At 69.3% G+C, this 23,741-nt stretch carries 21 protein-coding genes, 1 tRNA gene and 2 pseudogenes; 11 read left to right on the top strand and 13 right to left on the bottom strand.

Annotation, left to right across the window (positions count from 1 at the left end; all coding sequences use genetic code 11):
• Nucleotides 1-531, bottom strand: a pseudogene (locus tag EST54_RS34290) (GTPase domain-containing protein); the annotation flags it as partial.
• A gap of 302 nt (nucleotides 532-833) precedes the next feature.
• Between EST54_RS34290 and EST54_RS19635 the strand changes: the two are divergent.
• Both EST54_RS19635 and EST54_RS19630 read left to right on the top strand, forming a co-directional pair.
• Nucleotides 834-906: transfer RNA gene (locus EST54_RS19635), tRNA-Arg, on the top strand.
• Between the two features lie 336 nt (nucleotides 907-1,242).
• Nucleotides 1,243-2,151 (top strand): DEAD/DEAH box helicase, encoded by a 909-nt coding sequence (locus EST54_RS19630; protein ID WP_239012364.1) that lies wholly within the window; start codon nucleotides 1,243-1,245, stop codon nucleotides 2,149-2,151.
• A gap of 383 nt (nucleotides 2,152-2,534) precedes the next feature.
• Here EST54_RS19630 and EST54_RS35540 read toward each other — a convergent pair.
• Nucleotides 2,535-2,672, bottom strand: a pseudogene (locus EST54_RS35540) (tyrosine-type recombinase/integrase); the annotation flags it as partial.
• A gap of 300 nt (nucleotides 2,673-2,972) precedes the next feature.
• Here EST54_RS35540 and EST54_RS19620 point away from each other — a divergent pair.
• The 7 genes from EST54_RS19620 to EST54_RS19590 all read left to right on the top strand — a co-directional run bounded on the left by EST54_RS19620 (nucleotide 2,973) and on the right by EST54_RS19590 (nucleotide 9,658).
• Nucleotides 2,973-3,875: a LysR family transcriptional regulator gene (locus EST54_RS19620; RefSeq protein ID WP_239012419.1), complete on the top strand. Its 903-nt coding sequence runs from the start codon at nucleotides 2,973-2,975 to the stop codon at nucleotides 3,873-3,875.
• Nucleotides 3,876-4,027: 152 nt separating this feature from the next.
• Nucleotides 4,028-5,185: a CaiB/BaiF CoA transferase family protein gene (locus EST54_RS19615; RefSeq protein WP_129248945.1), complete on the top strand. Its 1,158-nt coding sequence runs from the start codon at nucleotides 4,028-4,030 to the stop codon at nucleotides 5,183-5,185.
• A gap of 35 nt (nucleotides 5,186-5,220) precedes the next feature.
• Nucleotides 5,221-5,988 (top strand): crotonase/enoyl-CoA hydratase family protein, encoded by a 768-nt coding sequence (locus EST54_RS19610; RefSeq protein WP_129248944.1) that lies wholly within the window; start codon nucleotides 5,221-5,223, stop codon nucleotides 5,986-5,988.
• A gap of 1 nt (nucleotide 5,989) precedes the next feature.
• Nucleotides 5,990-6,733 (top strand): acetoacetate decarboxylase, encoded by a 744-nt coding sequence (locus EST54_RS19605; protein WP_129248943.1) that lies wholly within the window; start codon nucleotides 5,990-5,992, stop codon nucleotides 6,731-6,733.
• A gap of 13 nt (nucleotides 6,734-6,746) precedes the next feature.
• On the top strand, nucleotides 6,747-7,688 hold the full coding sequence (locus EST54_RS19600) for a 3-hydroxyacyl-CoA dehydrogenase NAD-binding domain-containing protein (RefSeq protein WP_129248942.1): 942 nt from the start codon (nucleotides 6,747-6,749) through the stop codon (nucleotides 7,686-7,688).
• 61 nt (nucleotides 7,689-7,749) lie between these two features.
• Nucleotides 7,750-8,991, top strand: a complete 1,242-nt coding sequence (locus EST54_RS19595) for an acyl-CoA dehydrogenase family protein (protein ID WP_129248941.1) — start codon at nucleotides 7,750-7,752, stop codon at nucleotides 8,989-8,991.
• 160 nt (nucleotides 8,992-9,151) lie between these two features.
• Nucleotides 9,152-9,658, top strand: a complete 507-nt coding sequence (locus tag EST54_RS19590; RefSeq protein ID WP_129248940.1) for a flavin reductase family protein — start codon at nucleotides 9,152-9,154, stop codon at nucleotides 9,656-9,658.
• A gap of 921 nt (nucleotides 9,659-10,579) precedes the next feature.
• Here the strand turns inward: EST54_RS19590 and EST54_RS19580 are convergent.
• The 7 genes from EST54_RS19580 to EST54_RS19555 form a co-directional block, all read right to left on the bottom strand.
• The gene (locus EST54_RS19580; protein ID WP_129248938.1) at nucleotides 10,580-10,993 is read right to left on the bottom strand and encodes a DUF6640 family protein; all 414 of its coding nucleotides are present in this window, start codon (nucleotides 10,991-10,993) and stop codon (nucleotides 10,580-10,582) included.
• A 59-nt stretch (nucleotides 10,994-11,052) separates the two neighbouring features.
• Nucleotides 11,053-11,691 (bottom strand): FMN-dependent NADH-azoreductase, encoded by a 639-nt coding sequence (locus EST54_RS19575; RefSeq protein WP_129248937.1) that lies wholly within the window; start codon nucleotides 11,689-11,691, stop codon nucleotides 11,053-11,055.
• A 206-nt stretch (nucleotides 11,692-11,897) separates the two neighbouring features.
• Nucleotides 11,898-12,386, bottom strand: coding sequence for a luciferase domain-containing protein (locus EST54_RS19570; protein ID WP_129248936.1), 489 nt, complete (start codon nucleotides 12,384-12,386; stop codon nucleotides 11,898-11,900).
• Between the two features lie 199 nt (nucleotides 12,387-12,585).
• Nucleotides 12,586-12,711 (bottom strand): hypothetical protein, encoded by a 126-nt coding sequence (locus tag EST54_RS35920; protein ID WP_275415974.1) that lies wholly within the window; start codon nucleotides 12,709-12,711, stop codon nucleotides 12,586-12,588.
• A 691-nt stretch (nucleotides 12,712-13,402) separates the two neighbouring features.
• On the bottom strand, nucleotides 13,403-14,227 hold the full coding sequence (locus EST54_RS19565; RefSeq protein WP_129248935.1) for an NAD(P)H-binding protein: 825 nt from the start codon (nucleotides 14,225-14,227) through the stop codon (nucleotides 13,403-13,405).
• An 87-nt stretch (nucleotides 14,228-14,314) separates the two neighbouring features.
• Nucleotides 14,315-14,821 (bottom strand): DUF6640 family protein, encoded by a 507-nt coding sequence (locus tag EST54_RS19560; protein ID WP_129248934.1) that lies wholly within the window; start codon nucleotides 14,819-14,821, stop codon nucleotides 14,315-14,317.
• Nucleotides 14,822-14,947: 126 nt separating this feature from the next.
• Nucleotides 14,948-15,361, bottom strand: coding sequence for a luciferase domain-containing protein (locus tag EST54_RS19555; RefSeq protein ID WP_129248933.1), 414 nt, complete (start codon nucleotides 15,359-15,361; stop codon nucleotides 14,948-14,950).
• Between the two features lie 179 nt (nucleotides 15,362-15,540).
• On the opposite strand from EST54_RS19555, the gene EST54_RS19550 reads away from it, so the two are divergent.
• The gene (locus tag EST54_RS19550) at nucleotides 15,541-15,924 is read left to right on the top strand and encodes a winged helix-turn-helix transcriptional regulator (protein ID WP_129248932.1); all 384 of its coding nucleotides are present in this window, start codon (nucleotides 15,541-15,543) and stop codon (nucleotides 15,922-15,924) included.
• Between the two features lie 666 nt (nucleotides 15,925-16,590).
• Here the strand turns inward: EST54_RS19550 and EST54_RS19545 are convergent.
• Nucleotides 16,591-17,862: an MFS transporter gene (locus tag EST54_RS19545; protein WP_129248931.1), complete on the bottom strand. Its 1,272-nt coding sequence runs from the start codon at nucleotides 17,860-17,862 to the stop codon at nucleotides 16,591-16,593.
• A 51-nt stretch (nucleotides 17,863-17,913) separates the two neighbouring features.
• Complete coding sequence (locus tag EST54_RS19540) at nucleotides 17,914-19,047, bottom strand: ArsR/SmtB family transcription factor (protein WP_129248930.1); 1,134 nt, start codon at nucleotides 19,045-19,047, stop codon at nucleotides 17,914-17,916.
• 948 nt (nucleotides 19,048-19,995) lie between these two features.
• Here EST54_RS19540 and EST54_RS19535 point away from each other — a divergent pair.
• Nucleotides 19,996-20,709: a hypothetical protein gene (locus EST54_RS19535; protein WP_129248929.1), complete on the top strand. Its 714-nt coding sequence runs from the start codon at nucleotides 19,996-19,998 to the stop codon at nucleotides 20,707-20,709.
• 155 nt (nucleotides 20,710-20,864) lie between these two features.
• Here EST54_RS19535 and dacB read toward each other — a convergent pair whose 3' ends face one another.
• Complete coding sequence (gene dacB, locus EST54_RS19530; RefSeq protein ID WP_129248928.1) at nucleotides 20,865-22,214, bottom strand: D-alanyl-D-alanine carboxypeptidase/D-alanyl-D-alanine endopeptidase; 1,350 nt, start codon at nucleotides 22,212-22,214, stop codon at nucleotides 20,865-20,867.
• 244 nt (nucleotides 22,215-22,458) lie between these two features.
• Nucleotides 22,459-23,706, bottom strand: coding sequence for an ornithine--oxo-acid transaminase (gene rocD, locus EST54_RS19525; RefSeq protein ID WP_129248927.1), 1,248 nt, complete (start codon nucleotides 23,704-23,706; stop codon nucleotides 22,459-22,461).
• Nucleotides 23,707-23,741: the final 35 nt, after the last annotated feature.

Raw genomic sequence — 23,741 nt, 5'->3', positions numbered from 1 at the left:
GCGGAACGAACGGCCACCGGGGCGATCGCATCGCTGCGCAGCCGGCTGCCCGCGCTGGCCGGGGCCGCCGCCGCCCACTCCCCGGACACCGAACTCCCCCCGTCCCAGGCCCGCGCCCGCCGCGTACTCCCCCTCTCCGCCGTCGTCCTGTTCGGGCACCCACATCCGGGCGAGCTGCGGCAGGACGCGCGGTCCCGCGAACCACCGGAGATCGTCGGGGTGGCAGACCAGCACCGGCGTACGCGTCGTCGGACGCAGCACCCCCGCCTCCGAGACCCGCCGCCCCACCAGCGAATTCACCAGCGTGGACTTGCCGGCCCCGGTCGATCCGCCGATCACCGCGAGCAGGGGGGCCTGCGGGGAGCGCAAGCGGGGAATCACATAGTCATCGAGCTGGGCGAGCAGCTCGGCCCGGTTGCGCCGGGCCCGGGCAGCCCCCCGAAGTGGCAGTGGAAAGCGTGCGGCGTCGACGCGGTCGCGCAGAACGGACAGTGCGTCAAGCAGCCGGGGTCGTACGTCCAAGGTCGCCACATGTGCAGAATGCCCAATTTCGTTGCGCTTTTGAAGCGTATAACCCCTCGTGTGCGCCGCAAGAATGCGTACAGAACGGGATGAGTGGCGCATGAGACGCTCGCGACGAGCGAGGCGGAGGCATAACGAGTGCACAACACCCGACGCGCGGGACGTCAAAAGCGGTGCAGGATTCGTACCTGCCTGCGATTATCGGGACCGCTTCACGGAACCTCCACAACGTGCCACGGAGGTGAAGCAACCGGGACGAGGCACCCGGACCTCTATCCTTGACCGCGGTCCGTGATCCACGTCCACGCCCGGCCCCCGTAGCTCAGTGGATAGAGCAGGTGCCTTCTAAGCACTTGGCCGCAGGTTCGAGTCCTGCCGGGGGCGCCGACGGAGACCCTCCCTTGGGGAGGGTCTTTTTGCTGGTCAGGGGCTGTTTGGTGGTCGCGGCGAGCCGTCGGACGCCGGAGGCGGAGGAGCTGGATCCGTCCGGCTGGAACCGGTCCGGGGCGGGTTTCGGCGGCTGTTCTTCCCGAAGACTTCCCGAAGTTTTGGCGTGCCCGGTGCTACGAGGCGCCGACCCTCCGGGGGGCGAGGCGGCCCTTCGCGCCACGAGACCTTGGAGGGGGAGCACCCCTCGGCTGCGCCCCTTGCCTCCTCGCTCACTCGACATACGGGCATAGGCATAGGGCCCGACCGAAGCCGGGCCCTACCGTATGCGCCTTGTCACCGTCGCGATCAGCGGGCGCGGCCCGGCGCCCTGGAAAGCGGCGGAGAGAGGAACTCTTCTACGATGGCGGACTGACCGTCCTCACCGACACCCGCGGCCGCCCCGCTCTGCCGCGTCCCGCCGTCATCTGGACAGACGTGCCCGGACGGGCCACCCGCCCCCGGTTGGGTGGCTCCTGGGTCAACGAAGACGAGATCCGAAAGGCGCACGACAGCGTCAACTACCTGCTGGAACAGCTGCCGCCCGAAGCCACCGTCGGCGTCGTCACTCCCTTCGCGCCGCAAGCCGAAGCGCTGCGGAGGCGGTTGCGACCGTACGACGAGGAGCGTCTGCGCATCGGAACGGTACACACCTTCCAGGGCGGCGAACGCGATGTCATGGTGTTCCCCCTCGTCGCAGGGGACGGCATGCACCCCGGTGCCGTCGAATGGGTCGGCGGACAGCTGAACCTTTGGAACGTCGCCGTCACCCGCGCGCGAAGTCACCTCATCGTGGTGGGCGACAAGGAGCGCTGGCGGAAGCGGGGAGGCGTGGCCGCCGCGCTGCTGGAGAGTGCGGAGCGCGACGGCGTGCCCTCGCGTGACAGCAGCGAAGCCGTGCTACTCAAACGCCTGTACCAGGTCCTCTCCCGCGAGGCGGGAGCCACTGTCACGCTGGGCGAGACCGTTCACGGGCATCCGGCGGACGCTCTGGTGGCAGGCGTCGGCGACACCGCCCTTAGAGCTGTACTGCTCGACAGAGGAGTCGAAGAGGGCACCGACGCGGCACGCCACATCCGGCTTATGCTGCACCGGCGGAACCTGCTGGGAGTGGGGACGGCGAAGTCGAAGCCGCTCGATGGCCGGCCTGGAGGCTGTGCGAGACAGACGAGCGGCGGGGGTGAGCCAGGCCCCGCGCCCTGATCCGGCGGGGCCTTTCACTCTCCGTACGCCTGCCTCCAGCGCGTCCGGTGCCGAGGGTCCCCCTGTCCGCCCCCCGCCAAGCAAAGCCTCGGGTACAGCGCGAGCTACTTCAGCGGTAAATCCACCCGCCGTGCCACTACCGTGCCAGACAGAGCGGTAAACGACGGTCAACAGAGGCCAGAAGGTTCGCCAGGAACCGCACCCGCAATGCGGCGTCTTCGCGGGTCAGGACGACACTAGGAGCCCGAAAGCCCCCTGATTCCCAAGCTCAGAGCGCGGGTTCGATTCCCGTCACCCGCTCCATAGTTGAGGCCCAGGTACCTGGGCCTTGTTTGTTGTCTGGACCAGTTCAGGCGTCCGGCACCAGATGGCTCATCGGAAGGCTTCTGGCGGGCCTTGCGCCATTTCCGCCCGAAGGAGGACCGCCGGAACGGCTTGCCCTCCTCCCCCACGAACAGCAGCCCATCCGGGCCTTGCTCCGCGTACCAGTCGAGATGGCGCCGGAGGCCGGTCCGGAGGAAGCCTAAACGTGCCAACTGCCCTCTGGACAGCTCGGGCTGAGGAGGGAAAAGGCTCAGTGCACACTGTTGTGACTCGCCGCATTCGTAGTTGCATCGCCCGCGCCACCACGTAGGAGCGGGTGTCCTGATCGGTGCCGGGGTTGCGTGTCCCGTGCCCCAGACACATATGACGCGATATGACGGGTATCCAGCCCGGTGGGCGGGAGTGTGGCTCCTCGACGCCCGTGACCGGCATTCGCCGCAGGCTCGCCCTTCCTCCGTTTCCACCAGTGCAGCTCAACTACTATTGATCACGTGGAAATGCTGCACCTGCGCTACTTCGTCGCGGTCGCCGAAGAGCTGAACTTCACGGCCGCTGCCCGGCGGCTGCACATGGCGACGTCGCCGCTGAGCCAGCGGATCAAAGATCTGGAGCGCGAACTCGAACAGCGGCTGTTCGATCGCGACACGCACCGTGTGGCACTCACCCCGGCAGGAAATGCCCTCCTTCCGATCGCGCGGGACATCCTCGAAACGGCCAACTCCATCCCCTGGCGCCTGCGCGAGGCCACCGGGCCCAAACGGAGCACCGCCCTGTTCGGCATCCCTGCGGGGCTGCACCCGGCGCTGCGGCTACGGGTCGGCGTGCTGACCGACCGTGTGCGGGAGCAGTGCGAGCTGCAACGCTGGCCCGGCAGCACCCCGGCCCTGGTCAACGGTGTCCGGGAGGGCAGAATCGCGCTCGCGCTGGCCAGGTCGCCGTTCAGCGACCCCGCCATGGAGCAGTTGCTCGTGATGTCGGAGCGCATGGGAGCGGCGGTGCCGACGGACCGGTTCGCCGGACGGGACAGTGTCGCGCTTGCCGAACTCGCGGATCTCGCCTATGCCCCGTTGCCCAAGGAAGTCCGGGTCCCCTATTTCGACGTACTTGACCAGGAACTGGCCGAGCGCGGAATCCGGAATCGGCTGAATCTGACCGACACCGGTTTCGGGGGAGTGACGGAGGTTATTTCATCCGGATTGGCATTCAGTATTTCCCTCCTCGATCCGGACAGCCCGATACACGGCTACCAGCTGGAGAACATAACCGTCCTGCCCTTCTCGGACTTTGAACCGCACCTGGACACGGTTCTGGTCTGGCGCCGCGACCGCGCCGACGGCGGCGATCTGGAGGATCTCATGCGCGCGGCCCGCGAGGTCTTCGCCGACCCGGACCACCGCTGAAGAAATCAAAAAAATCCTCTGCGAAATCGAGAAAAACGGTGTGACCGCTGCGGTCACACCGTTTTTCTCATTTCGATAATTCCATGATCCGCGTCTCGCCATTAGCGTTCCGTGTCAGCAGCAAACGACACATGGAGCGAGAGGAAGAGACAATGACGGAAACCTTTGCCCACGGCCCGCTCGACGGGATACGCGTGATCGACCTGTCGACGGTGGTGATGGGCCCGTACGCGGCCCAGATCCTCGGGGACCTCGGCGCCGACGTCATCAAGATCGAGTCCCCCTCCGACACCGTACGGATGGGCGAGTACCGCGTCACGCCGGGCATGACCCCGCTGAACCTCAACGTCAACCGCAACAAGCGCAGCGTCGCCCTCAACCTGAAGGATCCCGCCGAGCACGAGCAGGCGCTGCGGTTGATCGACACGGCGGACGTACTGATCACCAACATGCGGCCGGGCGCCCTTCAGCGGCTGAGCATGACGTACACGGACGTCGCGGCCCGCAACCCGGGTCTGGTCTACGCGCACGCCCAGGGCTTCCGCAGCGACTCCGACCGGGCCGGCAACGCCGCCTACGACGAGACCGTGCAGGCCGCCTCCGGGCTGGTCGACATCGCCCACCGGGCGCTGGGCACGCCGGTCTTCCTGCCGACGATCATCGCGGACAAGGTCTCCGCGCTGGCGATCGTCTACAGCGTGCTCGCCGCGCTGGTGCACCGTGGCCGTACCGGCCAGGGCCAGCACATCGAGATCCCGATGACTGACACCCTGCTCGCCTTCAACCTGGTCGAGCACCTGGCCGGGCACGGGTTCGTGCCCGCGGGAGGGCCCACGGGCTTCGCACTGTCGATGTCCAAGGGGCACAAAGCCCGGCGGACCAAGGACGGCGTCGCCTGTGTCATCCCCTACACCGAGCAGAACTACCGCGACCTCTTCGCCGCCGCCGGTCGCCCCGATCTCGCCACGGATCCCCGGTTCACCGGTCAGCCCCCCGGCACGGGCGACGTCGAGGTTCTGGCCGAGTTGGTCGACGAGTGCACGCCGGCGCTGACCACGGCCGAGTGGAGCGACGTGTGCGCCAAGTACAGCATCCCGATGGCGCCCGTACTCGAACTGGACCTCGCCCACGAGGACCCCTATGTCCGTGAGGGTCACCTGCTCGAAACCATCGTCCATCCGTCCGAAGGACCGATCCGCTCGATCGGGATCCCGATGCGGTTCTCCGCGACGCCCGGGTCGATCCGCCGCCTCGCCCCCCTGCCGGGGCAGGACACCGCCGAGGTCCTCGCCGAACTGGCCGACCGCTGAACCTCATCCCTTCCTCCCACCGAGAAAGACAAGTCATGGGCACCATCGACGTACAAACCCAACGGCTGGGCGCGACCCTGCTGATCACCATCAACCGTCCGCAGGCACGCAACGCCGTGAACGCCTCGGTCGCCGCACATCTGGCATCCGCTCTCGACGAGTTGGAGGCCGATCCCGAACTGCGCGTTGGCGTCCTGACCGGCGCCGGGGGCACCTTCAGCGCCGGGATGGACCTCAAGGCGTCCCTGGGCGGCGAGTCCTCCGACATCCCGGGCCGGGGCTTCGGCGGAGTGGCCGAGGCGGAGCGGTCGAAGCCGCTGATCGCCGCTGTCGAGGGCTGGGCCCTGGGCGGTGGCCTCGAACTGGCCCTGGCCTGTGACCTGATCGTCGCCGCCGAGGACGCCCACCTCGGCCTGCCGGAGGTCAAGCGGGGTCTGATCGCCGGCGGAGGCGGAGTGATCCGACTGCCCAAGCGCATCCCCTACCACCTGGCGATGGAACTCCTGCTCACCGGAGAGCCGCTCAGCGCCCCGCGGGCCGCCGAGCTGGGTCTGGTCAACCGGGTCGCCCCCGCCGGTGGGACCGTGACCGCCGCCCTCCAACTCGCCGAGCAGCTCGCGGCCAACGCGCCACTCGCACTGGCTGCGGTGCGGACGGTCACCCGTGCGGCCGACGGCGCCCCGGAGGCCGACGCCTTCGCCGCCCAGCGCTCCGTGTTGGAGCGGCTGCTGTCGTCGGCCGACGTCCGCGAGGGCATGACCGCCTTCGCCGAGCGCCGGGCCCCGCGCTGGACGGGAAAGTGACATGCGCATCGAAGACGTCCGACGGCACCTGACCACTCCGCTGACCGGCCCGGCGTACCCGCCCGTGGTCCCGCGGTTCACCGACCGCGAGTACCTCAACATCGTCTACCGCACCGATCCGGACGCGCTGCGCGCCGTCGTCCCCGAGCCCCTGCGCGTGGCGGAACCGTTGGTCCGCTTCGAGGTCATGCGCATGGGCGACGTCACCGGATTCGGCCCCTACACCGAGGCCGGCCAGGCGATCGAGGTGAGCTTCGAGGGCGAGCGGGGTGAGTACCTGCACGCGATGTACCTCGACAACTTCCCGGCGACCGCTTCGGGGCGGGAGCTCAGCGCCTACCCGAAGGTCACCGGCGCGCCGAGCCTGTACGTCGACAGCGGCACCCTGGTCGGCGCCCTGGACCACGGCTCGCTGCGCGTCGCCACCGCGACCATGGGCTACAAGCACCACGAGCTCGACGAGGAGGCGGCCCGGGCCCAGATCACCGTGCCGACCTTCATGCTCAAGTCCGACCCGGACTACCGCGGCGAGCCGCGCGTCCAGGAGCTGGTACGCACGGAGATCACCGATATCAGGGTCAAGTGGGCCTATACCGGTCCGGCCCGGCTCCAGCTCTTCGCGCACGCGCTCGCCCCGCTGGCGGACCTGCCCGTTCTGGAGGTCGTCTCCGCCAGCCACATCCTCACCGACCTGACCCTCGCCCCGGTCGAGCCGGTCTTCGACTACCTCTCCTCGATGAGCTGAAGAAGGACGTGCCATGACACACACCTTCCGCACCGCGGCCGTGATCGGCGCGGGCACCATCGGACTGTCCTGGACGGCGCTGTTCGCCGCACACGGCCTGACCGTTAGGGTCAGTGACCCCCGGCCCGACCTGGCGGACGCGGTCGACGAGGCACTCACCGCCTTTGGCCCGCACCTGGCCGCTCAGGGCCTGGACGTCGACGGCCTCGCCGACCGGGTGCACATCACGGCCGATGTCACCGAAGCCGTCCGGGAAGCGGACGTCGTTCAGGAGAGCGGTCCCGAACGCGTCGAGTTCAAGCGGCAGTTGTTCGCCCAACTGGTCCGCGAGGCCCCCCGGCACGCGCTGCTGCTGAGTTCCTCGTCGATGATCCCGGCGACCGCCTTCACCGCGGACCTCGACGACACCGGCCGCGTCCTGATCGGCCACCCGTTCAACCCTCCCCACCTCATGCCGCTCGTCGAGGTCGTGCCCGGCGCACACACGACCGAGGAAGCGGTCCAGGCAGCCCTCGACTTCTACACCTTCGTCGGCCGCACCCCGGTCGTCGAGCGCAGGGAGATCCCCGGCTTCGTCGGCAACCGGCTGCAGAACGCCCTCAGCCGCGAGGCCATGCACCTCGTCCAGCAGGGCGTGGTGACGCCCGAGGACCTCGACACGGTGGTGACCCACTCACTCGGCATCCGATGGGCGACGACCGGGCCGTTCCTCAGCTCGCACCTGGGCGGCGGCCCCGGCGGCTACCGGCACCTCATGGAACACATCGGCTCCGCCCTGGGGGACATGCAACTCGGAGAACCCTCGCAGCACCCCGACGACCTGGAGCGGGTCATCCAGACCGTGGAGAAGGCATACGCCTCCACCCCGTACGCCGATCTCGCCGAAGCCCGCGATCGCGGCCAGCTCGCGGTCATGACCGCTCTGGAAAACACCCGCCCCCAAAAGGGGAACTGAGGTGACCACCCCCCTCGCGCCCCCGAACGCACACCGAACCCGTCACGAGGAATCCAAGATCATGACCACAGCAGCCCCCGACACCACGCCCGCGAAGCTCATCGAGCAGGCCGGGGCGCTGCGGGAGACGATCCGCGAGCAGGCCGACGAGGCCGAGGCGCTCGGCCACTACACCCCCGCAGTGCACGAGGCGTTCCGGCAGGCGGGCTTCTATGACCTGCTCACCCCGCGGACCTATGGGGGACTGGAGGTCGACCTGCGCACCTTCGCCAAGGTGATGATCGAGGTCGCATGTGCGGACCCGGGGACCGCGTGGTGCCTGTGCCTGGGGCAGGGCCATGCACTGAGCACGGCCACGCACTGGCCGCAGCGGGCCCAGGACGAGGTGTTCGCCAACGACGCGGGCTACTTCCGCGCCTCGCACAGCTTCAATCCGTCAGGCACCGCCAAGAGGGTCGACGGCGGCTGGCTGGTCAACGCCACCTCGCCCTACCAGTCCGGCGTGCCGTACGCCACCCATGCCACGGTCTCCGTGGAGGTCGTCGACGACACCACTGGCGCCCCCGACGCGACGACCACGGACCGGCGCGTACTCCAGGTCCTCATCCCTCGTGATCAGTTCACGGTTCTGGACAACTGGGGCGGCGACAAGGTTCTGGGCATGCGCGCCAGCGGCTCCAATACCATCGTGGTCGACAACCAGGTGGTTCCGGAGGACTACGCCGTCGACATGGCACTCGGCCCGGTCTCCGGGGCGGCCGCACCGGGTCTGCGGATACACGGAAACCCGATCTACTCGGGCGCGGCGTCGCTCTCGTTCTTCCTGCTGGAGCTGGTGGTCACCGTCGTCGGTGCCGCGCGAGGCGCGCTGGACGAGTACGAGCACCTCACCCTGACCAAGTCCGCGATGCCGCCCGCCGGGACAGGGCCGCGGTTCAAGTACCCCACCTTCCAGCAGGACTTCGGGATCGCCCAGATGAAGGCCGACGGTGCCGAGGCGATCGTTCTGCACGTCGCCGACACCATCACCCGGTGGAGCCACGACGCGGTCTCCGGCATCCGGGAATTCACCCCCCAGATGGACAACAGGCTGGTCGGCATGCTGCTCGAAGCCGGTGAGCTGGCCGGCGACGCCGTCGACATCCTCTTCCGCTCGGCCGGCACGTCCGCGGCCCTCCGCGGCCAGCGCATGCAGCGCTACCTGCGCGACGTGTTGATGTACCGCACCCACCGGGCCACCCAGTACAACGCGTCGGCCCGGCGGCACGGGGCGATCGAGTTCGGCGAACTGCCCAACCTCTAGGCCCTGCCCCCATCGACCGGCAAACGGCGACGACCCGCCCCGTCCCCCTCCCCCGACCGGACCGGCGGATGCCCAGGCCACTCGGAACCGGCCCGTCGACCACCGTGCCCACCATCCACATGAAACCCGTATCCGAGCAGGAAAGAGGGGTGCCGCCCACATGACCGCGGCCCTGACGAAAGAGCTCGATTCCCGACAGCTGCGGCAGGCGTTCAGCTGTTTCCCCACCGGAGTGACCGCCCTGTGCGGCCTGGTGGACGGTGAGCCGACCGGCATGGCGGTCAGCTCCTTCACCTCCGTCTCCCTCACCCCACCCCTGGTATCGGTATGCATCCAGGACACCTCGACGACATGGTCGAAGCTGCGTGACCGCCGTCTGGGGCTGAGCGTCCTGGCGGAGGACCAGGACACGGCATGCCGCCGGCTGTCCAGCAAGGACGGAGACCGGTTCGGCGACCTGCAGTGGCAGGCCACCGACGAAGGCAGGCTGATCATCGACGGAGCAGTGGCCTGGTTCGACTGCTCCCTCTTCACGGAAATACCCGCCGGCGACCACACGATCGCCGTCCTGCAGATCCACGACCTGTGGACCTCCCCCAACACCGCGCCGCTCGTGTTCCACGGCAGCCGGTTCCGCCGCCTGGCACCCACCGACCAGGTGCAATAGCCGCAATGGGCGCCTCGTCCACCGTTCCGCGACGGGCGAGGCGCCCATTGCAGCCGTCGTGTCACCAACGTCAACCATCCGGCGACCTCACCCTCGACGACCTGCACCGCTTCTTCGACGCCGTTATCTGCGCCACCGGCACAGACCACGACCGTCACCTCGACTTCCCCAGCCGCGAGACCCCGACCACTCGCCGGCCATCGAGGTGCTCGCCAGCCCCGAGGACGTTGACTTTCGGGTCGTCCTCGCCGATGCCCTCGGCTGGGCCGGCCTGCGCTCGTACGGCGCCCCACAGGTCCCTGACCACGGCGTAATCTTGGCTATGACAAGCAGCTGCCGCACCGATGATGGGCGACGAGGGTCGTATCCCCCTCCGTGGCCTGCACTGGACGCGTTGGGTCTATGCCTTCCCACAGTCCCTCGTCGGCCTTGGGATCCATCCCCAGCCTGCGTCTCGATGGCTCTGCTCGGGATGGTGGTTGCACGCATCCGGAAGGTGAGCCACCCCGCGTGGAGAGATCAGGATCCTGTCCGGAGGCACAATGGGCTGTCGCCCAGCCTGAACGGAGGCAGTTGCAGCATCGGCCCGTGGGACCGATCCGTCTGGTGGGCAGTCACAGCCTTCCCCGATGAACAGATCACAGCGGTCACATCTCTTGGCAGCCATGCCGGTCATGGTGGCAGCTGCCTCTGAGAAGTCCGACAGCCAGGCTCGCCTGCGCAAGGGTTCGCGCGGCAGACGGCCGCCTGGCTTCGACGAGGAGCGGTTCAGGAAGCGCGACACCGTTGAGCGGTCATCAACAGACTGAAGCAGTCCCGGGCCGTGGCAACTCGCCATGACAAGCGCGGCTATGTCCACCTCGGCACCGCCACCGCGGCAGCCCTCGTGATCCGGCTTCCGGCATGGCCGCTCGGGCGGGCTTAGGCGATGTGGTGCTCCAGGCGTCGGCGCTCGAGGAAGTACGCAAGTGCGTTGAAGGCCAGCATGGTGGTGGCGAGGGCCGGCTGGATGGGCGGAACCCAGTCGCCGTCGACGAGGGCGGTGCCGGGGTAGAGGATCGCCGACAGCTGGGTGATCCAGTACAGCGACTCGGCCACAACGATCACCTGGACCAGGGAGCGCGTCCAGGCGCCCCGGTGCACCCACAGCAGGTACAGGCCGATCAGGCCGAGGGCGGCGCCCATGCTCATGGTCTGGGCGTTGTGGAACTTGGCGTGCGGTGGCCAGTTGGGGTTGTAGATGTGGGTCGTGTTCCAGTCCGCGATGTAGGCACCGGTCAGGGTGACCAGTGAGGTGAGGGTCAGCAGGGCCTTTCCATCGGTGATCTTGGGCATGGGTGTCTCCTCGAGGTGAGTGGTGTGTGAGCGGGTGTGGTGGCGGGCCCCGGAACGGGTCAGGCGGCGATCCGATCGCGGAACTTCTCGGCCTGCCGGCGGGCCTGCTGGTGTGCGTCGGTCAGGGACGCCTCGTGGAGCGGGATCAGGTGAGTCAGTGCCGGGACGACGGGTGCCATGGTCAACTCGGGTGTGAGCGAAGTGACGTCGAGGCCGAGCATGTCGTGCAGGATCGTCTCCAGCGCGGGCACGACGAAGTCCTTGCCGTGGTTGGGAGTGCCGAGGCCGTAACCGCCGCCGCGTGCCGAGATCACCAGGGCCGGACGGCCGGACGCCGCGGGACCGTCGGGGAGGCCGAAGGTGCGGTCCTTGACGATGACCTGGTCAAGCCATGCCTTGAACGTCGAAGGCATCGTGAGGTTGTACATCGGCACGGTGAACAGGTAGGCGCTCGCGCCGAGGAACTCCTCGATGAGTTCGTCCTGGACGGCAGCGGCCGCGGCTTGTTCGGGAGTGCGCCGGGCGGGGTCGGTGCCCCAGGCCGCTATGCCCGCCGCGTCCAGGTGGGGTACGGGCGTGGCGGCCAAGTCCCGGTGGACGACCGGCGCGTCCCAGGTGTTTCGGAAGGAGCGGGCAACCTGGGACGAGACCGAATCGGCGCCGAGCGAGGAGGAGTCGATGTGGAGCAGGTAGGACATGGAGGAGCCCTTGCTGGTCGGTGTGGAGAGCGGGAAATGGGCAGGGCGGAGCCGCAGGCTGGGCTAGTGCGGTGTGGGGGTGGTGAGGTGACGGCGTTGATGCCGTGCGGGGAGCCTGGCGGCTGCTTCGACGCAGCCCTCGGCAGGGGTACGTCGGCCGTGCCGGTCACCTGCGCCGATGTCCCGGCGCGGGGTGGGGAGAGCAGTCAGGCCGCGGCGGGCCCGGCGGTCGGTGCGTGACCGGTGACGTACCGGTAGGAAGCGACGATGACCTTCTTGGCCACCTCCACCTCGGCCTCGTCGCGCGGGGCGTAGAACATGACGACATTGGCGCCACGGTGGTAGAGCGGGTGCTTCTCGCCCCAGCCGGAGGCCAGGAACGCGGCGTGGTCGGCGGGGTCCAGGGCCAGGTGCAGGCTGCCGTCGGCGTGCAGATGCACGAACTCCGCGTCACCGCGCGGCAGGAACAGTCGGGCGCCGCCGGCCGGGGCGACATCGTTGAGGAAGACCGCCCACGTGCTGGGGACGGAGATCTCGCTGCGGCCCGAGACGGTGCCGGGAAGTGCGGTGGCCATCCACCGTCGCAGTGCCTCCTTGATCTGCGGCGGGCTGGGCTGGGTGAGCTGCAGGTGCGGGACCTCGGGACCGGTCTCGGGCCGGTCGCCCGCACGCTCGGGCAGCGCGGGGAACGTCATGGTGGTGCCTCTTTCGGTAGTGCGGACGGCCCGTCGGTACGACGGACAGTCGGCTGATCGACGAGCGGTCCGGCTCACTGCCGGCCCGCTCGCTAACACCACCCAACCTAGTGTCCTCCAGATAGTGGTTTCCCACAGGAAAGTACCGCGGCGAAAGTGCCCACCCAGCGCCTGCGCCAGCTGGAACAGGACGGCATGATCACCCGCCGCCGGAGGCGTAGAAGACCGACAGGCCGCGGGCGTCGCCGGGCGTGAGGGGTACCACGTCCTTGACGGCGACGGGATGGCCGACGGCATGTCCGACCGCGGCTTGCAGGTCGGCCACAGTGGAGGGTCCTTGGGCGCCGGCCGCCAGCAGCACCGTGCTGCGGCCGTGGGCGACCAGGGCGGCGGGTACCTGGTCGTGGGTGACGGCGTGACGGGCGGCGTCGGGGCCGGAGTAGCGGTGGTAGGTGTAGGTGGTAGGTGTAGGCGTCGGGTGCCCTGTCGTTGAGGGCGAGTTCGACGCGCGAGGCCGTCCGGTCCGAGGCGGCTATGCCCAGGGGCTGGTGGTGCGCGACGGGTGCGTGGAAGGCCGCCGGGTAGACGGCGACGAACACCGTCCCGATCGCCAGGGCGGTGACCACCGGGACGAACAGGCCTTGCGGATCCCGGTGGCGGCGGCGAGCACGGGGGCCGGGATGCCGTGTTCGGTGTCCACGAGCGCATGACGGCCACGTCGTCCGGGGGCCGGGCTCGACCTGTTGGATTCGTCAGACGGCCTGCCGTGTGAACGCTCGTGCGGAGCGGGCGCCTTCGGTCGACGACCGCATACGGCGACGCAGGGCCGCAGACGGTACGCAGTCCGCCGGGGGGGCGCCGGCTGCAGCACACGTCTGGGCGGCCGTTGCGCTCCCGGTGCGCTGGTGCCGGGCGACGGACCAGGGGCGGGAGGCAACGACCGCGGGGCACCTGCACGTTGCCCCGGGCGCCGGGCGGCGCCCCTGCTCGGTCGGCACCTCGTGGAGCGGACCGGTTCAGGTGGCGAAGTCGGTCCGGTGGTCCTCGGCCCATGCCGTGAAGGTGCGTGCCGGGTGCCCGGTGACGTTCTGCACCGTCGCGGTGATCTCGGGTTCGGAACCGACCATCGCGGCGAAGGACTCCAGCACGCCCCGTGCCACCTGCTGCGGCATGTGCGCCGCGAGGGCGGCCTCCGCCTCCTCCGCGGGCATTTCGACGTAGCGGAGGTTCCGGCCGAGCACCCGCCCGAGGGTCGCGACCTGTCCCGCGGTCGTCGTCGCCTCGGGTCCGGTTAGCCGGTGGACGGCACCGTGGTGACCGGTGTCGGTCAAGGCCCGTTCGGCCACCGCGGCGATGTCGTCCTCGTGGATCGGCGCGGATGCCGCTTCCGCGAAGGGGCCGCGCACGATGTCGCCCACGCGGATCTGCGGGGCCCACTGCAGGGCGTTGGCGGAGAAGACGGTGGGGCGCAGGAAGGTCCATTCCAGACCGCTGGCACGGACCAGTTGCTCGGCCGCCGCGTGCCCTGCGTGGATCGGGTTGGTCTCGTCGGCGCCTTCCTCGATGATGCCCGAGGAGAGCAGGACGACGTGCCCTACGCCGGCGGTCCTGGCTCGGTCGAGGACGGCGGCGATGCCGTCGCCGGTGGCCTGCACGTGGAGGAAGAGCTTTGATGCCCCCTCGAACAGCCCGTCCGACGCGAGCGGCATCACCTCCACTCCTGAGGGGAGCGCGGCACGCTCCGGAGCACGGCTCACCGCTCGTACCGGTTGCCCGGCGGCGACGAGGCGCCCGACCAGAGCGCGGCCGATGTTCCCGGTGGCACCAGTGATGACGATCATGAGGTTCTCCTTGTCTTCCGGCTGTCCGGCCGTTCCGTCCGCGGGCTGATCGCCCGGGGGAGGCCGGGCACACGGATAGGCGGGTGGTCAGTTGCTGTTCTCCGGCACACCGGAGCCCGGCGCCGGACGCGAGAGCAGGACCGCGCCCCCGATGAGGGCCAGAGCGACGATCTCGATGACCGCCTGCACCGGCAGACCGGCGACGTACATGGCCGGCTTGTCGAACTGTGGGTCGAAGTAGGCGGCACCCGGGTAGAAGATGGCCACCGCCTGGCTGACCCAGTACAGGCCGGCGAGGACGACCGCGGCGCGCAGGTTGGAACCGGCATCGCCCCGGCGGCGCCAGACGAAGTACAGGGTGGCCAGGGCGAGGAACGTGCCCATGGCCATCGTCTGGCCGTTGTGGAACTTGGCGTGCGGGGGCCAGAGCGGATTGAGTACGTGTGTGTCGTTCCAGTCGGCGACATAGGGCGAAACGCCGGTGAAAACGGCGACCAGCGAGAGCATCGCCTTGCCGACCACCGTTCGCGAAGGGGCGGCGGACCGGGCGGGCGCACCGCCGGAAGCAGGCGTGGAAGAGAGGGAGTTACGCATCGGAAGCGGCCTTTCGTCTCGTTCGGGACGGCCCGGGCACGGCCGGCCCGGGAAGCTCAGAAGAGCTGGGGGGAGGCCCGACCGGCTCGGGAAGAGGTCGGGAGCGGGGCAGAGGACGGTGCGGTGTCAGGCCGCGGCGGCGTCGGGCATCGGCGCCGCGCCCGTCGCATAGGTGTAGGAGGCGGCGATGACCTGCTTGGCGACGTCAAGTTCGGTCCGGTCGCGCGGCGCGTAGAGCATCACGACGTTGAAGCCGTGGTCGTGGAGCGGGTGCTTCTCGCCCCAGCCGGAGTCCAGGAAGGCGGCATGATCGGCCGGGTCCAGCGCCAGATGGAGACTGCCGTCAGCGTGCACATGCGCGAAGCCGGGGGCGGACACCTTGCTGCCGCCCCAGTCGGTGCCGGGCAGTGCGGCGTCCATCCACCGCAGCAGCCCCTCCCGGACCTCGGCGGGGCCGGTCTGGCTCAACTGCAGGTGCGGGACTTCGGGGCCTGTCCGGGGCCGCTCGCCTTCACGGGGCGGGAGTGCCGGGAACGTCATGGTGGTGCCTCCTTCGGCGTCATGGGACTGCCCGCCTCCGCAGGGGGGCGCGCCCCCGTGCGGCCGCCGCGGAACCGGGGTCGCTGTTCGCACCACCAGGCTAGTTTCCTCGGTATAGTGGTTTCTGGTGGGAAAGTGCCCTGGTAGCGATCGTGAGCCAGGAGGGATGAGGAGGAGTCATGACCGATGCGGTGGAGCAGGCGTGCCCGATCAACCCGGTGATCGACCTGGTGTTCAGCCGCTGGACCACACCGATCCTGTGGGTCCTCGAACACCACGGCCGGCTGCGCTTCAACGAGCTGCAGCGGCACCTGCCGACCATCACCCCCAAAGTACTCACCCAGCGACTGCGCCAGCTCGAACGCGACGGCCTGGTCGTCCGCACGTACCACGCCGAGATCCCCCCGCGGGTCGAGTACGAGATCAGCGACCTGGGCCGCACCCTGACGCCGCTCTTCAGCGCCATCACGGACTGGTCCGCCGCCCACCTCCCCGCCGTCTCCGCCGCCCGGCACGCCTACGACGCCGCACGCGAGGAAGAGGAGACCTGGGCCCAAGGCTGAGCGGACAATCGATGCAACGGACGTCCCGGGATCTTCAGCGAGAGACCTGGCCCCTACTGGCTCCGACGGATCCCATCCGCCCGGCTCACACCCGACCGGAGATGCGGCGCTGGACCAGAAGCCTCGTTGATGACTTGCTGCCGCAATCGACCGGCAGGAGAAGCTCCCTGCCAGCACGACGAACCGCCCCTAAGTCGCCGCAGCAAGCCATGAGTGACTACTCCCCGGCCGTCGTGCCCCATCCGTGCCCTCCAGGGCGGTAAACCACGGTCAACACAGGCTCGCCCGCGCACCCACACACAGAGCATCAGGCTCGCGTTTTACCTGTTCAGACTGCATATCGGCCTCTCGGGCGCCGTTGATTCCCAAGCTCAGAGCGCGGGTTCGATTCCCGTCACCCGCTCCATAGTTGAGGCTTGCCCAGGTCGGCGACCTGGGCCTTGTTTGCTGGTGGTCGGCGGTGAGCCACGAGGGGTCGCCGTTCGGCCGGCTGCGGTGGATGTTCGGCCCGAGCAGGAGGTTGTTGGCGCGTCGCTGTCCGCACAGCTAGACGGCCAGTGCCTCACGCATCACCAGCACGGCTGCTCCGCGCATGTTGATGATTGAGATGCCCCCGCGCCGGGCGCGAACGCCGACACGACGACTGGGCAAGGTGCGGAGATCTCCTCAGAGGTGGGCCGGTAACCCGTCACCCTCCTTGTGGGCAACTGCCCCTTGTCCAGCCTCCTTACCGGCGGTGCCGTTCAAGCGCCGCAGGGACTGCCGGGCGCTGACGCGGGCGAGGGTGAGGGCAGCAGTCGCGGCCAACACGACGAGGACGGCACCCGAGAGCAGGAAGGCCACCTCCACCCCGGCGAGTGTGATGGCGGTCGACGCCACGAAGGGCGAGACCGCCAAGGCTCCGGCGATCCCGGCCTCCCACAGACCCAGCGCCTTCGCGAGATGGCGTTCCGGAATGCGCTGCTGCACCAGTGCGATCAACGGGATGTCCGTGAGCGCCGAAGCCAGCCCGGTGGCGATCAGCAGAAAGGCTGCCACAGCACCGGAGTTGACCGTTCCCAGCGGAGCACGGAAGATCCCGAGCAGGGCCCAGGCCAGCACCGCGGCCAGGGCCGGCCGGCGGATGCGCAGACCGGCGATCAGCAGCGCCCCGACCACCTCGGCAACCCCGGAGGTGCCCAGCAGCAGGCCGTACTGGCTACCCTTCCCGACGACAGCGACCAGGCCGACCGTCAAGAACCCGCTGGTGAGCGCGAGCGCGAGCACAAACGTCACGATGACCACCAGCACGTCGGGGGCGGCCCGCACGGCCCTGAGCCCGGCCGCGAGATCGGACCACAGCCCCACTCGGCCGCCTGTAGACGCAGGGCGTGCTACGCGGATGGCGGCCACAGCGCCAGCCGAGACCACGAACGTCAGCCCATTGATCACCAGCGCCAACTGCAGCGAGCCATAGGTGAGAAGCGGCGCGAGCATCAGCGGACCGACGAAGAAGGTGGCTCTGAACGCCACCTGCAGAAGCCCGTTGGCCTGCTGCAGCCGGCCAGCCGGCACGATCTGCGGGACGATGGCGTTGCGGGCCGGTGCGAACGGGGCTCCGATCAACGCCAGCAACGCGGTTCCCGCCACCAGGAGAGGCAGATCCAGCAGGCCGAGGGACATCAGCGCCAGGGCCGCCGCCAGCACGGCGACCCGGGCCAGATCGGTGGCGACCATCAGCTTCCGACGGTCGTAGCGATCGGCGTACGAGGCGCCGACGAACGTCGCCACGAACGCGGGCGCGAACGCGGACACGCTGACCAGAGCCACAGCGGCCGGATCCTTCGTCAGTGACCACGCCAGCCACGCGGTCGCGGCGGTGTACAGGCCGTCGCCGAAGCGCGAGACGCCCTGGCCGACGAAGAGAAGCAGGAAGTTGCGGTCCCTCAGCAGTGACATGCCGCCACTGTCGGTTCTCCTGAGCGAGTGATCCACTTATTCGGCAGACAGCTAATCAGTTGCCCGTCGGTCGCCGTGGTCATGGTCGTCGCTGTGCAGGAAGCTCTCCAAGCTGGGGCCGAGTCCCGCCACCCGTCCGGACACGAGCCGGTACAGGACGTAATAGCCTTCGCGGCGGCGCTCCAGCAGTCCGGCATCCGCCATCACCCGCAGGTGCTTGGACAGCGCGGCCTCACTGACACCGACGAGCGGCGCTAGCTCCTGCGTGCTGCGCGGACGTTCGGCGATCAGCCGCAGGGCGCGCAGCCGGGTGTCGTCGGCGAGGGCCCGGAGAATGCCGACGAGCTGGACGGGCGGAATCCTCGGACGGGCTTCCTGGACGATCGAGGAGACCGGGAAGACGAGTCCGAGGGGCCATGGGCCGTCGCAGTTGACCCGTACGTGCGGCCACACATAAGCGCTGGGCGCGAGCACGAGCCTGTCGTCCGGTCCGATAACGACGTCATGATCATGAGGTCTCTCCAGCCAGAATTTCTCGGTTCGCGGATCACTGCGTACCTCTGGCCACAGACCACGGAGCATCCCGTACAGGCCACGCTCGGCGATCCGCTGCCCCGCCTCACTGACACCGGCGGCCAACTCGGGTTCAAGCCGTGCCCATTCGTCCTCGAACGCCTCCCGCCAGTAGGACTCCAGCATGGTCAGGAACCGCTCCAACAACGCCCGAGGGTCATCCAGCAGCATCGCGGCCATCGCATCGTCGCTTTCCTCCACGGCTCGCTCGCGCAGTTGGCGGCGCACCTCCGGCCGGTCCAGAACGTGCGGATCCCTGCCCTCGCCGCTGCCCGGCCACGGGGTGAGCAACGGAACGGTGAACTCCAGACGGACCAGATCCGGATCCGCTGTGCGCAGGGCGGCCAGCTCACCCTCGAAGTCCGGCAGCCCGCCTGTCGGCCGGGGAAAGAGGAACTCGGGAAAGTACGAACGCACCGCGAAGGCGAACGCCTCGATCTCCCGCTTGAGCCCCGGTGAGAGCCTGCGCATCGCGCGCACCCACCCGTGCTGGACAGGATGGTGCTTGGGCTCGACCAGCACATGAAGACTCAGCACGGCTTCCATCGCCGGCGAGTAGGCGAACCCCACCCGCTCCGCACCGCTGGCCGGAATCCGGAACACGATCGTCATGACTCGTCATCCTCGCCGCACAGCACCCCGGCGGGGCCGCGCCCCGCGGACGGCGATCGGTGAACCTTCCCCGTCACTGGCAGCACCTTGATCGCCATCTTTCCCCCTCAGTTGCCCTGGCTCCGGCCGATCACCGCCCCAACCGCATAGTGCCCAACAGCCACCAGCTAAGCCACCGATCGGTCAAAACATGCCAGGTCGGCGCGAATCGTGCCCCACGAGCAGGCAAGCCAGCGACGCGTCGTCCCGAAATTCCCTGACGTTTTGGCCATCGGCCTGTCCTCGTAGGCATTCATGCAGGTCAAAGGCACCCCATCCCCTATCCACCAGGTGCCTTCTAAGCACTTGGCCGCAGGTTCGAGTCCTGCCGGGAGCACTCCGCAAGACCCTCCCTTGGGGAGGGTCTTTTTGCTGGCCAGAGGCCCTTTAATGGCCTTGGCGTACGTGTTGCGGAGTGGTCCGGGGCAGCCCGTTTTGTCCGGCTGGAACCGGGCCGGGGCGGGGTCCGGCGGCTGTTCTCCCCGAAACGTCCCGAGGTTTTGGTGTGTCCGCTGGCCCGGTGCGCCCCGACTCACCGGGCAAACGGGGCAGGGCTTCGTACCCTGAGACAACCGGATGAGTAGCACGCGTCGGCTGCGCACTCTCCTCGTCACGAGGCATAGCGGTAGGGCCCGGCCGAAGCCGGGCTCTACCGCAGATGCGCTGTCGCCGCCGCGACCGGCGTCCAGGAGGCGTCCGAGGGGTCGGGTGACTTCTGAGTGTCCTGACCGTTCCGGCAGCTGCGTGTTTCCCAACTAGGCGGCCGCGCCCGGCTCTTCGGGTTCTCGTTGAGGTCCTTCCGCGTTAGCTGGGTGTTAGCGGAGCGGCAGCCTTGCGCTAGTGGACCCGAGCAGAGTGGTGACGTACCGAGGAGACAACGACACCGACTGTTCCGGGGGGGAATTCGACATGAGCTCCAGCACCACTGGCCGCACCGTTCGTCGCCGCACCCTGCGCCTTGCCGCCGCGGCCCTGACCGCGGCCGCCGGCCTTACCCTGACTGCCTGCTCCGGCTCGGACGCCGCCGGCACGAAGGCCGCGGGCCACACGAACATGGGCACGGTCGCCGCCGAGTCCAGCGGCGCGGGCTCCTCCGCCGGAGCGCAGGGCTCCGTTGCCCAGGCGGACTCCGCCGCGATGGTCGACGCCAAGGCGGGCGCCGCGGGCAAGCAGTCGGGCAGCACGCACGCCGCGACGGTCAAGACGGCATCCCCGGTCCGCACCCAGATCCTGGCGGACGGCAGCAAGGCCGAGATCTACGAGCTCGGTGCCCAGCACTACCGCGCCAAGATCGTCAGCCGCGGTTCGGTCCTGGCCACGATGGAGACGAAGGGGCACGACGCCGGGCTCGACGCCAACGACATGTTCGTCGTGCTCACGCTGGACGGCCAGGTCCATTCCTGGATGGGCGGCGGGCACCAGGGACCGGGCACCTTCAAGCTCGCGGGCGGCTGGACGGCCAAGGTCACGAAGGTCGGTGAGCTGCGGTACCGCGCGCAGATCCTCGGCAACGGGGGCGCGGTGTACGGCACGCTGGAGACGAACCAGCAGGACGCCGGGCTCGACGCCAACGGCGTGTCCATCGTGCTCAGCGCCGGCGGTGTGATCAGCGCCCACCTGTAAATGCCTGCCCGGTTGCGCGATGGAGCCGGGAGCCACCTCCGGCGGGGCGGCTCCCGGCTCCACCCGTGCGGGAACGCTGATCACCAGCTGCCCGGCGGTGTGTCGCGCACAGGTCGCGCTCGCCCTGGTTGCGGCCGGCACCCGGCGATGGTGCGCTACGTCCGGCAGCCGTTGACCGTCGCCGCGAGGCCGTCCAGCGCGTCTTTGATGTCGTTGGAGTTGGCGGTGGAGCCGTTCTCGATGAAGGAGAAGACCTTTACGCGGCCGTCCCGGGCCTTGGTGACGCCGCTGAGGGCGATCGCGCCGGTCAGCGTGCCGGTCTTGGCCTTGACCTTGCCGATGGCGCATTCGGAAGCGGGGGTATCGAAGCGGCCCCACTCGGGGCCGAGGGTGCTGCCTGCCTCACCGGCGATCGGGAGGCCCTTCTCGATGGCACCGAGGGTCCGCTTGTTGCGGGGATCGGTGGCGAGGTCGAGGAGGCGCGCGACCGTGGCTGCCGGTATGCGGTCGGCGCGGGAGAGGCCGCTGCCGTCGTAGAGCTCGACGTTGTCCAGCGGGACGCCGTAGTGGTGGCTGAGCACGTCCCGCACGACAGCAGTGCCGTCCGTGAAGGTGGGGGCCTTGCCCGCGCCGAGGGCGGTCATGCGCAGAAGTGTTTCGGCGATGTTGTTGTCGCTGGTCTTGAGCATCTTCTTGACGGTCTCGGACAGCTTCGGCGAGGAGTGCTTCGCCACCGGCACGTCATGACGGGTGGCCTGGCCGCGCGCCACGTCGCCGGTGACCGCGACCCCCTGGGCGGCGAGTTGCCTCGCGAAGACCTCTCCGGCATCGAGGGACGTGTCGGTCCCCGTGTGTCCGTCGACCACGAGAGCGCGGACGGGAGCGACGGAGTCCGTGTAGTAGTCCTCCTTCCAGCCGGTGGCAAGGGTGGGCGGAGGAAAGAGGCTGTCGTCGACCTTGACCTTGACGGAGGTGACGCCCGCGTTCTTCAGGCCCGCGACGGCGGTCTTCGCCAGGGCGGCGAGGTCGTCGCTGGTCAGGACGCGGTCGCCGCCGCCGACGAGGGTGAGGGTGCCGTCGCCGTACACGACCCTTGTGGTGAAGCGGTGGTCGGGGCCGAGAACGGTCAGGGCGGCGGTGGCGGTGGCGAGCTTGGCGTTGGAGGCCGGCATCAATGCGGTGGTCGCGTCATGGCCCCACACGACCTTGTCGGACTTGGCGTCGAGCACCACGCCGCCGACGGTGCTGCCGAGGCTCTTGTTGAGGATGCCGGTGTCGAGCCGGTGCGCGAGCTTGCGCTCGGCGGCGTCGAGCCCTTGTCGCTTCTGGGGCCGGGCCACCGGGCTCACGCCGGCCTTGTCGGCGGCGAAGGCGGACGGACCGGTGAGGAGCGCACCGGCGACCGGGGTGACCGCGGCGATGACCAGCGCACGCCGTGCGGCGACGGCAGGAGCCTTGGGCTTGCGGTGACGGCCGGATACCGGGGTGCGGGGTTTCTCTGACACGAGGAAGACTCCATTCCTCAGCGGGATGCGCCGACCTCAGCTCGGCTCACCCGGAGAAGCTACGCCGCGCTGTCTGTCAAATCCCTTAGAAAAACGGAATATAGAGGCTCTCGCCGATTTTGGTGCGGGCAATGCATAACTTTTGCGGTGGTTTCGGTCGGGCAGGGAGGCGTCGAGGCGCCGCCGACCGGCCCTCGGCAAGCCGCCGGGCAGGGCGGGAGTTGTCGGCTCTGCCCGGCGGGGGTCAGCCGGTGGGACGGGTCAGGGCTTCGGTCAGCTGGTCGCAGAGCCAGTCCAGTTGGGTGGGTTCCATGACCAGTGGTGGGGCGAGGCGGATGGTGGAGCCGTGGGTGTCCTTGGCGAGTATGCGGCGGTCCAGGAGGCGCAGGCAGGCCTGGCGGCCGGTCATCAGGGCGGGATCGAGGTCGATGCCGGCCCACAGGCCGCGGGACCTGACGGCGACGGCGCCGTGGCCGACCAGCTCGTCGAGCCGGCCGCGCAGCCGTTCGCCCAGTTCGGCCGCGCGTGCCTGGTACTCGCCGGTGCGCAGCAGCTCGACCACGGCATGGCCGACGGCGGCGGCCAGGGGGTTGCCGCCGAAGGTGGAGCCGTGGCTGCCGGGGCGGATGACGTCGAGGACGTCGTGGCGGGAGACCACGGCGGAGACGGGCACGATGCCGCCGCCGAGGGCCTTGCCGAGGACGTAGATGTCGGGGGTGACGTCCTCGGCCTCGCAGGCGAAGGTGGTGCCCGTGCGGCCGAGTCCGGACTGGATCTCGTCCGCGATGAACAGCACGTTCTCGCGGGTGCAGACGTCCCGCACGGCTTGGAGGTAGCCCGGCGGGGGAAGGAGTACGCCGGCTTCGCCCTGGATGGGTTCGAGGAGCACGGCCACGGTGTTCTCGTCGACCGCGGCTTCCAGAGCCGCGCTGTCGCCGTAGGGGACGGTGCGGAAGCCGGGGGTGAAGGGGCCGAAGCCCTCGCGCGCGACCGGGTCGGTGGAGAAGCTGACGATCGTGGTGGTGCGTCCGTGGAAGTTGCCGTCGGCGACGATGACGGTGGCGCGGTCCGGAGCGACGCCCTTGCGCTCATAGCCCCATTTGCGGGCGACCTTGAGCGCGGTCTCGACGGCCTCGGCACCGGTGTTCATCGGCAGTACGAGGTCCATGCCGGCGAGTTCGGCGAGGTCTCGGCAGAAGGGGCCGAGGCGGTCGTTGTGGAACGCCCGGCTGGTGAGGGTGAGGCGGGCCAGCTGCTCCTGGGCCGCGGCGGTCAGCCGGGGGTGGCCGTGGCCGAAGTTGAGGGCCGAGTACCCGGCCAGGCAGTCGAGGTAGCGGTGGCCGTCGACATCGGTGACCCAGGCGCCCTGGCCGGAGGCCAGCACCACGGGCAGCGGCTCGTAGTTGTGGGCGATGGCCGTCTCGGCCAGGGACAGGTGGAGCTGGGTCGCCGCGCTGGGGTGGGGCCTGCCGTGCGTGTCGGTGGTGGTCATGGTGCGGTCCTTGGGGAGCGAAGGGCGCGGGGCGC

Source organism: Streptomyces sioyaensis (genome assembly GCF_004122735.1).
GTDB lineage: Bacteria > Actinomycetota > Actinomycetes > Streptomycetales > Streptomycetaceae > Streptomyces > Streptomyces sioyaensis.
Note: the sequence above shows the minus strand (reverse complement) of the source record. Positions and strands in the feature narration are given on the sequence as shown.